Origin of the sequence: Streptomyces sp. 13-12-16 (assembly GCF_002114215.1) — a bacterium.
In the GTDB taxonomy this organism is placed as follows: Bacteria; Actinomycetota; Actinomycetes; order Streptomycetales; family Streptomycetaceae; genus Streptomyces.
This window is the reverse complement of sequence record NZ_NCTE01000524.1, coordinates 1-8,982: the sequence shown is the minus strand read 5'-3', so window position 1 is coordinate 8,982 and position 8,982 is coordinate 1. Positions and strand designations below refer to the sequence as shown.

The window sequence follows — 8,982 nt, the reverse complement described above, 5'->3', positions numbered from 1 at the left end:
GGGGGCTGACCGTCGCGGTCGTCTACGGGGTGCTCAGTCTTGTGGCCAGCCTGCCGGGTGCGGTGGTACTGGTCGGCCGGTGGTACGCGGGGGTGCGGGGCGGTGGGCTCGGTGTTCTCGCCCCCGCCGCCCCTTCCCTTCCCGTCCCCAGGGGCGTTGCCCCCGGATCCCCTGCAGGCCTTCGGCCTCGTCCTCAAACGCCGGACGGGCTGGATGTGCCGGACGGGTCAGAGGGTGACGTCAGCAGTGAGAAGTACGCCCCGAACGAATCCACCAGGCTTGCCAGGATTTCCTTGCCCTTTTCCGCCGCGCCCAGAGAAGGGCGGCCGATGACGCCCGAATCGGTATAGGCGGACATACCCGTGGTGAGGAGGTGGCGGCGGTCGTCCGCTGTGTGGTCGGAGGTCTCATAACCGGGGCGGAGCAATTCGGGATGTGTGTGGAGAAGAATGGAGGTCTCGATTTCGCCCGCGTGCATGTCGGTGAGAAGGGACGTGGTGACGCCGGCCCGTACACGTGCCGCCTCCCAGTCCTCCGGGGCCGGGAACAGTGCCATTCGCTCACCGCGGGCGGAGGATTCCTGGACGACGTTGCCCAGTACGTAGTTCCCGCCGTGCCCGTTGACCAGCACCAGGGTGTCCACGCCCGACCTGCGGAGCGAGTCGGCGATGTCCCGTATCACCGCGTGGAGCGTGACGGAGGAGAGGGAGACGGTCCCCGGCCAGGCCGCGTGCTCGTGGGAGCAGGAGATCGTCACCGGAGGGAGGAGGTGCACCGGAAAGACGTCGGCGATCTCCCGCGCGATCGCACAGGCGACCAGCGTGTCGGTCGCCAACGGCAGGAACGGACCGTGCTGCTCGAAACTCCCGACCGGAAGTACCGCGATCTGCCGTGAGACGCCGGCTCCCCGCGTCCGTACATCCTCTGTAGTATCCGCCGGCAACAGACCGTGCACCGGGCCGTATGCCGCCGACCGCTTTTGTGAACCACCCATATCGTCACGGCCTTTCGTCTCTGCTTAGGAACTCGAGAATCATGACAGAAAAAGTAGGCGTCCTCGGCAAGAAGCCCCAGCGGCGGACCGGCGTGGAACGCGTCGTGAATGCGCCGCTGCCCACCGTGTACGGCAAGTTCCAGGCGGTCGGCTACCTGGACCACGACCGCGGTGACGAGCAGGTCGCCCTGGTGTACGGCGACATCGGCACGGACGGAGTCCTCGTCCGGCTGCACTCGGAGTGCCTGACCGGGGACGCCTTCGGCTCGCAGCACTGCGAGTGCGGTGACCAGCTGGCGTCGGCGCTGCGCGCGGTCGTCGCCGAAGGGGCGGGCGTGGTCGTCTACTTGAGGGGACACGAGGGCCGCGGCATCGGACTCCTCGGCAAGCTGCGGGCGATGGCCCTGCAGGCGGAGGGCCTGGACACCGTCGAGGCGAACCTGGCGCTCGGGTTCCCCGTGGACGCCCGCGACTACGGTGTCGCCGCCGGGATCCTCCAGGACCTGGGCGTACGCTCGGTGCGGCTGATGTCCAACAACCCGCGCAAGCGCGAGGCGTTGGTCCGGCACGGTGTCCAGGTCGCCGAGCAGGTGCCGCTGCTGATACCGCCGTGCGAGAACAACATCACCTATCTGCGCACCAAGCGGGAGCGGCTCGACCACCACCTGCCCCATCTGGACGCCGTGGCGCACCTGTCCTGACCCGGCCCCGCGGTCAGCGCGTCACCGCCTCGTGCACCAGCCGTTTGAGGTCCCGGAAGACGGTGTGGGAGGACCCGGGCCGCACCTGCGTGTAGAACTGCACGGTCAGGTCGCGGCCCGGGTCGACCCAGAACGTGGTCGTGGCCACGCCGCTCCAGCCGTAGCTGCCGGGAGCGGACGGGGCCTGCGTACGGGACGGGTCGACGACGACGGAGACGCCGAGGCCGAAGCCGACGCCCTCGTTGCCGGGGACGTCGTGTGCGGGGCGGCTGCCGAAGGCACGCAGGTCGGCGCCGCCGGGGAGGTGGTTGCGGGTCATCAGGTCCACGGTCGCCGGGGAGAGCAGGCGCGTACCGTCGAGTTCGCCGCGCCGGCGCAGCAGTTCCATGAAGCGGTGGAAGTCGTGGGCGGAGGCCACCATGCCGCCGCTGCCGGACAGGAACCGGGGCCGGCCCCGCAGCGGCAGTCCGGGTATGGGCTCGATGCCGCCGTCGTCGGACTCCCCGTACATCTCCGCGAGCCGCTCCGCCTGCTCGTCGGTGACCTCGAAACCGGCGTCCGTCATACCGAGCGGCCGGAAGATCCGTTCGGCGAGGAACACGTCGAGCGGGCGGCCCGACACCACCTCGATGATCCGGCCCAGCACGTTCGAGGCGACCGAGTAGTTCCACTGCGTGCCCGGATCGAACTGCAGCGGCAGACGCGCGTACACCTCGGTCGTCCCCGCGAGGTCCGCCCCCGGCGCCACCGACGACTCGAGACCGGCCGCGCGGTACAGCGCGTCGACGGGGTGGGAGTGGTAGAAGGCGAACGTCAGGCCGGCGGTGTGCGTCATCAGATGCCGTACGAGGAGGGGGCCGGCGGGAGGGCGGGTCCGCACGCCGTCACCCGATCCGCTCTCGTACACGCGCGGCCGTGCGAACGCCGGCAGGTGGCGGCCGACCGGGTCGTCCAGCGACAGGCGGCCCTCCTCCATCAGCATCAGTGCGGCGACGGCCGTCACCGGCTTGGTCATGGAGTAGATCCGCCACAGCGTGTCGCTCTCCACCGGCAGGCCCGCCGCGACGTCCCGCGCCCCGTACGCCGTGAGGTGCGCGACGCGCCCGCCCCGGGCGACGGCCACCAGGAAGCCGGGCAGTCTCCCCTCGTCGACCCGGCGGGCGAAATGCCGGTCCAGGCGCTCCAGCGCCCCCGCGTCCAGCCCGGCCTCGGCGGGATCGGCCTCCTGCCGCAGCACTGTCATCGCTCTCCTCGCTCCCCTCGGAGGAACACCGGCCCGGTGCGGACCGTTGAACGAGTCATGACCCAGGACGCCGAACAGAACGCACTGCTCGCCCTGCTCTCCGAGCTGCACGGGGGAGTGCTCGTCACCCTGAAACGTGACGGACGGCCCCAGCTGTCGAACGTCATGCACGCTTACTACCCCGACGAGCGGGTCATCCGCGTCTCGCTCACCGACGACCGGGCCAAGACCCGTAACCTGCGGCGCGACCCCCGCGCCTCCTACCACGTCACCAGTGACGACCGGTGGGCCTACACGGTCGCCGAGGGCACCGCCGACCTGTCACCCGTCGCCGGAAACCTGTACGACGAGACGGTGGAGGAGCTGATCCGGCTGTACCGCGACGTCAACGGCGAGCACTCCGACTGGGACGACTACCGCGCCGCGATGGTCCGCGACCGGCGCCTGGTACTGCGCCTGCGCGTGGAACGGGCGTACGGCATCCCTCGCCGCGCCGGGGCGTGAAGCGTCGCGCCGGGGTGCGAAGGGATCACCCCGGCGCGTACCGCGAGTGCCTCAGGCGCCGACGTACGCCGCGAGGTGCTCGCCCGTGAGGGTGGAGCGGGCGGCGACCAGGTCGGCGGGGGTGCCCTCGAAGACGACCCGGCCGCCGTCGTGACCGGCCCCGGGGCCGAGGTCGACGATCCAGTCGGCGTGCGCCATGACCGCCTGGTGGTGCTCGATGACGACGACCGACTTCCCGGAGTCCACGAGCCGGTCGAGCAGGCCGAGCAGTTGCTCCACGTCGGCGAGGTGCAGACCGGTGGTCGGCTCGTCGAGGACGTACACACCGCCCTTGTCGGCCATGTGGACGGCCAGCTTCAGCCGCTGCCGCTCACCGCCGGACAGCGTGGTGAGCGGCTGGCCGAGGGTGAGGTAGCCGAGGCCGACGTCCGCCATCCGCTCGACGATCCGGTGCGCGGCCGGGATGCGTGCCTCGCCCTCGCGGAAGAACTCCTCGGCCTCGGTCACCGACATCGCGAGCACCTCGCTGATGTCCCGGCCGCCGAAGCGGTACTCCAGCACCGACGCGTCGAACCGCTTGCCCCTGCAGTCCTCGCAGGTCGTGGCGGTGCTCTGCATGATCGCCAGGTCGGTGTAGATGACGCCGGCGCCGTTGCAGGTGGGGCAGGCGCCCTCGGAGTTGGCGCTGAACAGCGCCGGCTTGACGCCGTTGGCCTTGGCGAACGCCTTGCGGATCGGGTCGAGCAGCCCCGTGTACGTCGCCGGGTTGCTGCGGCGCGAGCCGCGGATCGGGGTCTGGTCCACCGAGACCACGCCCTCGGAGGCCGGTACGGAACCGTGGACGAGGGAGCTCTTGCCGGAGCCGGCGACGCCGGTGACGACGCAGAGCACACCGAGCGGTATGTCGACGTCGACGTCCTGGAGGTTGTTGGCGTTCGCGCCGCGGATCTCCAGCACGCCGGTGGCCTCGCGGACCGTCTCCTTCAGTCTGGCCCGGTCGTCGAGGTGGCGGCCGGTGACGGTGTCGCTCGCGCGCAGGGCGTCGACGCTGCCCTCGAAGCAGACGGTGCCCCCCGCCGTGCCGGCGCCGGGGCCGAGGTCCACGACGTGGTCGGCGATGGCGATCGTCTCCGGCTTGTGCTCCACCACCAGCACCGTGTTGCCCTTGTCCCGCAACCGCAGCAGCAGGTTGTTCATCCGCTGGATGTCGTGCGGGTGCAGGCCGATCGAGGGCTCGTCGAAGACGTAGGTGACGTCGGTGAGCGAGGAGCCGAGGTGGCGGATCATCTTGGTGCGCTGCGCCTCACCGCCGGAGAGCGTGCCCGAGGCCCGGTCGAGGGAGAGGTAGCCGAGGCCGATCTCCACGAACGAGTCGAGGGTGTGCTGGAGCTTGGTGAGAAGCGGCGTCACCGACGGTTCCGTCAGCCCGCGGACCCATTCGGCCAGGTCACGGATCTCCATGGCGCAGGCGTCGGCGATGCTGACCTCGCCGATCCTCGAGGAGCGGGCCAGTGCGCTGAGCCGGGTGCCGTCGCACTCGGGGCACTCGGTGAAGGTGACCGCCCGGTCCACGAAGGCCCGGATGTGCGGCTGCATCGACTCGCGGTCCTTGGACAGGAACGACTTCTGGATCTTCGGGATCAGCCCCTCGTAGGTGAGGTTGACCCCGTTGATCTTCACCTTGGTCGGCTCGCGGTACAGGAAGTCGTGCCGCTCCTTCCTGCCGTACTCGCGGATCGGCTTGTCCTTGTCGAAGAAGCCCGACTCGGCGATGACCCGCACCGCCCAGCCGTCACCGGTGTAGTTGGGGATGGTGAAGGGGTCCTCGGAGAGCGACTTGGAGTCGTCGAACAGCTGCGTGAGGTCGATGTCGGAGACCGTGCCCCGGCCCTCGCAGTGCGTGCACATGCCGCCGGTGCGGCTGAAACTGACCTTCTCGGTCTTTGTTTTGTCGGTGCCGCGGTCGATGGTGAAGCCGCCGCTCGCCGAGACCGAGGCGACGTTGAAGGAGTACGCGGCGGGCGGGCCGATGTGCGGCGTGCCGAGCCGGCTGAAGAGGATGCGCAGCATCGCGTTGGCGTCGGTGGCGGTGCCGACGGTGGAGCGGGGGTCGGACCCCATCCGCTGCTGGTCGACGGTGATGGCGGTGGTCAGGCCGTCGAGCACGTCGACCTCGGGGCGGGCCAGGTTCGGCATGAAGCCCTGGAGGAAGGCGCTGTACGTCTCGTTGATCAGCCGCTGCGACTCGGCGGCGATCGTGTCGAACACCAGGGAGCTCTTGCCCGAGCCGGAGACACCGGTGAACACCGTCAGCCGGCGCTTGGGTATCTCGATGCTGACGTCCTTGAGGTTGTTCTCACGCGCCCCGTGCACGCGGATCAGATCGTGGCTGTCGGCGGCGTGCGGCTCGGCCGGCTGCTGCTCTGTCCTCGTGGTCATGCTCGTCGTTCCCCTCCGTCGGGCGGGGACCGCGTGCGCGGTCCCCGCCGGCGTCCCATCGCGGCAAGGCTAGGCTAGGCGGCCCGTGTCCACCTGCGCTTCTTGATTCCTGACCGGACGGGGAACATCTTCGGCGCAGGTCAGGCCGTCACCTTCGCCGGCCGCTGCGCGCTCTCCTCGACGGCACGTTCGCCGAGCCGCTCGGTGGGGACACGATGGGTCTCGCGGGCCGTGATCGCCGCGATGACCGGGGGCACGCACAGAGCGGCCGTGAAGAGGGCCACCGCCGTCCAGTCGTCGCCGTCGGGCCCGGCGATCCGCGCGGCGAACGTGACCGCGAACCCGGCCACCGCGAAGCCGATCTGCGTGCCGATCGCCACGCCCGAGAGCCGGACCCTGGTCGGGAACATCTCGCCGTAGAAGGACGGCCACACACCGTTCGCGGCGCTGTAGACCACGCCGAACGCGATGATCCCGAGGAGCAGGGTGAGCGCGTAGCCGCCCGTGGAGATCGCCCACAGGTAGAGGAACATCGTCACCGCGCTGCCGACGGCCCCGATCAGATAGACGGGACGGCGGCCCACCCGGTCGGAGAGCGCGGCCCACAGCGGGATCGCGGCCAGCGCGACGAGATTGGCCAGCGCGCCCACCCACAGCATCGACGAGCGGGACATGCCGACCGTGTCACTGGTGGCGTACGCCAGTGCCCACACCGTGAAGACGGTGCTGACCGAGGCGATCAGCGCGCCCGCGACCACCCGCAGGACGTCCGCCCAGTGCTCGCGCAGCAGCACCATCAGCGGCAGCTTCACGACCCCCTCGCCGGCGGTCTGCTGCTCGAACGCCGGTGTCTCGTCCAGCCTGCGGCGGATGACCCACCCGACGACGGCGACCGCGACGCTCAGCCAGAACGGCACCCGCCAGCCCCAGGACAGCAACTGCTCCTCGGGCAGCGCGGCGATCGGGATGAAGACCAGCGTGGCCAGGAGCTGGCCGCCCTGCGTGCCGCTGAGGGTGAAGCTGGTGAAGAAGCCCCGCCGGTCCGGCGGGGCGTGTTCCAGCGTCATCGAGTTCGCGCTGGCCTGCTCGCCGGCCGCCGAGATGCCCTGCAGCACGCGGCACAGCACCAGCAGGACCGGGGCGAGGGAGCCGACCTGGGCGCGGGTGGGCAGACAACCGATGAGGAAGGTCGACAGGCCCATCAGCATCAGCGTGAAGACCATGATCTTCTTGCGGCCGAGCCGGTCCCCGATGTGCCCGAGGAAGAGCGCGCCGATCGGCCGGGCCGCGTACGCGACACCGAACGTGGCCAGCGACAGCAGGGTCGCGGTGGCCGGGTCGGAGTCGTCGAAGAAGATCTCCGGGAAGATCAGCGCGGCCGCGCTGCCGTAGATGAAGAAGTCGTAGTACTCCAACGCGCTGCCGATCCAGGCGGCGGCCGCCGCCTTCTTCGGCTGTCCGGGCGGGGAGGCGTCGCGGGGCGGTGCGGGGACGGTCACGGCGTGCTCCTTCGGGGGGACTCCACGACGGTACGCGGAGGACGAGCGGAGGGGAGTTGCCGATGTGCTAATTAACCCACTGGGTAGTTAGTAGCGGCTGGGTAGGGATGCTGCGCCCGGCCGCCCGCACTGTCAAGGGGGTGCGTCGTACGGACTCCGGACCGGTGGCCCTGGTCCGGTGGCCCCGGTCCGGAGTCCGGAGCCGCCGGACCGAGGGACCCGGAGCCGCCGGACCGAGGGCTCAGGAGCCGCCGGGCCGCGGGCTCAGGAGCCGCCGGGCCGTGGAGTCTGGGGTCACCGGGCGAAGAACCCGGAGCCGCCGGGTCGTGGGGCCCCGGGCTACCGGTCCGCCGTGCGTTCCGCCGTCAGATAGGCGATCACCATGTCGCCCAGCATCGCCCGGTAGTGCTCGCGCCGGCCCGGGTCCACCAGGTCGCGGCCGAACAGCGCGCCGAAGGTGTGCCGGTTGGACACCCGGAAGAAGCAGAAGGAACTGATCATCGCGTGCAGGTCCACGGCGTCGACGTCGGCCGTGAACAGCCCCGACTCCTGTCCGGCCGTCAGGATCCGGCGGATCACGTCCAGCGCGGGCGAGCCCATCCTGCCCAGTTCCTCGGAGGCCGCGATGTGCTCCGCGCCGTGGATGTTCTCGATGCCGACCAGGCGGATGAAGTCCGGGTGCCGCTCATGGTGGTCGAACGTCAGCTCCGCCAGCCGCCGGATGGCCGCCACCGGGTCCAGGTGGTCCACGTCGAGCTGCTGCTCGGCCTCGCGGATCACGCCGTACGCCCGCTCCAGCACGGCCGTGAACAGCTGCTCCTTGCCGCCGAAGTAGTAGTAGATCATCCGCTTGGTGGTGCGGGTGCGGGCGGCGATCTCGTCGACGCGGGCCCCGTCGTAGCCGGCCCGGGAGAACTCCCGCGTCGCCACGTCGAGGATCTCGGCCCTGGTGCGGGCGGCGTCACGGATGCGCTCGCCGGGCCGTGCCGGTTCTTCGACGCTGGTCATCGGGTTCCTCCGGGCCGGGGGGTGCGGTGCCGGTGATTCTAGAAGCAGCCCCCGCCGGGCCCGGCGGGTCTTCCCGCGGGACCGGGACGGCTGATATAGCTAACGTACTGGTTCGTACATTAGTGAGCCGCCTCTGGAGGTCCCGGTGCTCAAGGACTCGTATCTCGTCGGGCTGATCGGCTCCGGCATCGGCCCCTCGCTCAGCCCCGCGCTGCACGAGCGGGAGGCCGGCCGGCAGGGTCTGCGCTGTCTGTACCGGCTCCTCGACCTCGACACGATCGGTGTCCCGCCCGAGGCGGTGGGCGAGCTGCTGCGCGCCGCCCGGCTGCTCGGTTTCGACGGGCTCAACATCACCCACCCGTGCAAGCGGCTCGTCGTCGAGCACCTGGACGCCCTCGATCCGCGGGCCGAGGCGCTCGGCGCGGTCAACACCGTCGTGTTCGAGGACGGGCGCGCCGTCGGCCACAACACGGACGTCACCGGCTTCGCCGCCGCCTTCGCCCGCGGGCTGCCGGACGCCCCGCTGGAACGGGTCGTGCAGCTCGGCGCGGGCGGCGCCGGCGCGGCCGTCGCGCACGCCACGCTCACCCTCGG

General features: G+C 70.7%; 7 protein-coding genes and 1 pseudogene. 3 read left to right on the top strand and 5 right to left on the bottom strand.

Features of this window, described 5'->3' with window-relative positions; genetic code table 11:
- Window positions 1-193: 193 nt before the first annotated feature.
- The gene (locus B7767_RS21245) at window positions 194-994 is read right to left on the bottom strand and encodes a creatininase family protein (protein ID WP_085573598.1); all 801 of its coding nucleotides are present in this window, start codon (window positions 992-994) and stop codon (window positions 194-196) included.
- Between the two features lie 41 nt (window positions 995-1,035).
- On the opposite strand from B7767_RS21245, the gene ribA reads away from it, so the two are divergent.
- Complete coding sequence (ribA, locus tag B7767_RS21240; protein ID WP_085573597.1) at window positions 1,036-1,695, top strand: GTP cyclohydrolase II; 660 nt, start codon at window positions 1,036-1,038, stop codon at window positions 1,693-1,695.
- Window positions 1,696-1,708: 13 nt separating this feature from the next.
- On the opposite strand, the gene B7767_RS21235 is transcribed toward ribA, so the two are convergent.
- A complete protein-coding gene (locus B7767_RS21235; RefSeq protein WP_085573596.1) occupies window positions 1,709-2,938 on the bottom strand; it encodes a serine hydrolase in 1,230 nt (409 codons plus the stop codon).
- 57 nt (window positions 2,939-2,995) lie between these two features.
- On the opposite strand from B7767_RS21235, the gene B7767_RS21230 reads away from it, so the two are divergent.
- The gene (locus tag B7767_RS21230) at window positions 2,996-3,442 is read left to right on the top strand and encodes a PPOX class F420-dependent oxidoreductase (protein ID WP_085573595.1); all 447 of its coding nucleotides are present in this window, start codon (window positions 2,996-2,998) and stop codon (window positions 3,440-3,442) included.
- Window positions 3,443-3,493: 51 nt separating this feature from the next.
- Here B7767_RS21230 and B7767_RS21225 read toward each other — a convergent pair whose 3' ends face one another.
- From B7767_RS21225 to B7767_RS21215, 3 genes are all read right to left on the bottom strand, one after another.
- On the bottom strand, window positions 3,494-5,881 hold the full coding sequence (locus B7767_RS21225) for an excinuclease ABC subunit UvrA (RefSeq protein ID WP_085573594.1): 2,388 nt from the start codon (window positions 5,879-5,881) through the stop codon (window positions 3,494-3,496).
- Between the two features lie 140 nt (window positions 5,882-6,021).
- On the bottom strand, window positions 6,022-7,380 hold the full coding sequence (locus tag B7767_RS21220; protein WP_085573593.1) for an MFS transporter: 1,359 nt from the start codon (window positions 7,378-7,380) through the stop codon (window positions 6,022-6,024).
- Between the two features lie 339 nt (window positions 7,381-7,719).
- Entirely contained in the window at window positions 7,720-8,388 is a 669-nt protein-coding gene (locus B7767_RS21215; RefSeq protein WP_085573592.1) for a TetR/AcrR family transcriptional regulator, read from the bottom strand.
- Window positions 8,389-8,533: 145 nt separating this feature from the next.
- Between B7767_RS21215 and B7767_RS21210 the strand changes: the two are divergent.
- Window positions 8,534-8,982 (top strand): annotated as a pseudogene (locus B7767_RS21210) (shikimate dehydrogenase); the annotation flags it as partial.